1 protein-coding gene is annotated in these 1,328 nt (G+C 64.2%); it reads right to left on the bottom strand.

Annotation, left to right across the window (positions count from 1 at the left end; translation table 11 throughout):
- Positions 1-58: 58 nt before the first annotated feature.
- Positions 59-1,249 carry an integrase core domain-containing protein gene (locus EN738_RS34340; RefSeq protein ID WP_127287366.1) on the bottom strand — a complete coding sequence of 397 codons (1,191 nt, stop codon included), beginning with the start codon at positions 1,247-1,249 and terminating at the stop codon, positions 59-61.
- Between the last annotated feature and the right edge of the window lie 79 nt (positions 1,250-1,328).

Genomic DNA, 1,328 nt, shown 5'->3' with positions numbered 1-1,328 from the left:
TGTCCAGCCGATAGATGGGTAACAGAATGGACCGGATACATAGGTAACAGTTCTCCCCCTATGAGTCCGCTGCAGCGCCAAGCGGATTGGTTGGCGCGGCGCTGCAGCGGACAAGCGTCATACGCCTTGTGTCGATGATGCCGAGCTGGTGGGCATGGAACGAAAGAGCCCATTGACCATCCTCGGTCTGGGCGGCCGCGACAGCTTCACCAGCCAATGCCTGCGAGACATAGACGAAGCCGCCGTTCCACCTGATCTCGCCATTGTGGCGTACATGACGGACCGCGGCCTCGGCTGGATAATCAGGCTCGGGCAGCATCGTCGGCATGGCGCGCCGGGAGGATCTGTAATGCTGGGCTGGAGTGTCCATGCCGAGCGCCTCATGGGGACGTTCTTCATTGTAGCTGTGCCGGAAGGCCTCGAAGGCCTGGCCCTGGGCCGTTCTGTCGGCCTCCGGTGCCTCGGCCAGCGGCAACAGGGTCAGATGAAAGCGCTCGTGGCGCCCGTTCTGCTGGGGTTTGCCGGGCGCGATCCGCTCCAGGGCGATGCCGAGTTTGATGAAGCGCACCGCAAGCGGTGTCAGCCCGGTGACACCGGCCGACGCGAAGGGCGGGCCATTGTCGCTTCGGAACCGGTCCGGCAGGCCATGCTCCTCAAACAGCCGCTCGAATACCGGCCAGGCCTCGGCATCCGCCGTCGAGCCGGTCGCTTCGAGCGCCAGCAAGTAGCGGCTCGACGCATCCATCACCGTCAACGGTTCGCAACGCCACCCGTCACGGGTCCGGAACCAGCCCTTGTGATCGCCAGTCCACACCGCGTTCGGCCCTTGCGGCTCCGGCCAAGGTCCATTGCCGCAGGCCCGCAGCCGGGTCCGCTTGCGGGCGCCGACAAGCCCATGCCGCGCAAGGATAGCGCCTGCCGTCGAGGCCGACGGCCAGATCAGTTCGGGAGCCGCGCGCTTGAGCCGCGCCACGATCTTCTTGGGCCCCCACAGCGGATACGTCTCCTTCGCCGCCACGATCCGCTCGACAAGATCAAGGGCTGTCGCACGGCCATGATTGAGCGGCGCTCGCGGCCGATCGTGCAAACCCTCCGGGCCAAACTCCCGGTAGCGACCCAGCCATTTATAGCCGATCTTGCGCGAAATGCCGTAGGCCGCACAAAGCTCGCTCATCGTCTCTTCGCCAGAAAGGCAATCCACTACAAAACGAAGCCGCTCGTCCATGATGCCAGTCTCTCGCCAAACCATCGCCGGGTCCTCCGGCGAGGGAGAAAACTGTCACCTATGCAATCGGTCCATTCTGTTACCTATCTATCCGGTTCGGACA

Origin of the sequence: Mesorhizobium sp. M4B.F.Ca.ET.017.02.2.1 (assembly GCF_003998955.1) — a bacterium.
In the GTDB taxonomy this organism is placed as follows: domain Bacteria; phylum Pseudomonadota; class Alphaproteobacteria; order Rhizobiales; family Rhizobiaceae; genus Mesorhizobium; species Mesorhizobium abyssinicae.
The sequence above is the reverse complement of the archived record's forward strand: the minus strand, read 5'-3'. Positions and strand labels throughout refer to the sequence as shown.

Coding starts and splice junctions, on each gene's coding strand:
- EN738_RS34340 (WP_127287366.1), bottom strand. CDS start 1,249: ATGGTTTGGCGAGAGACTGGCATCATGGACGAGCGGCTTCGTTTTGTA.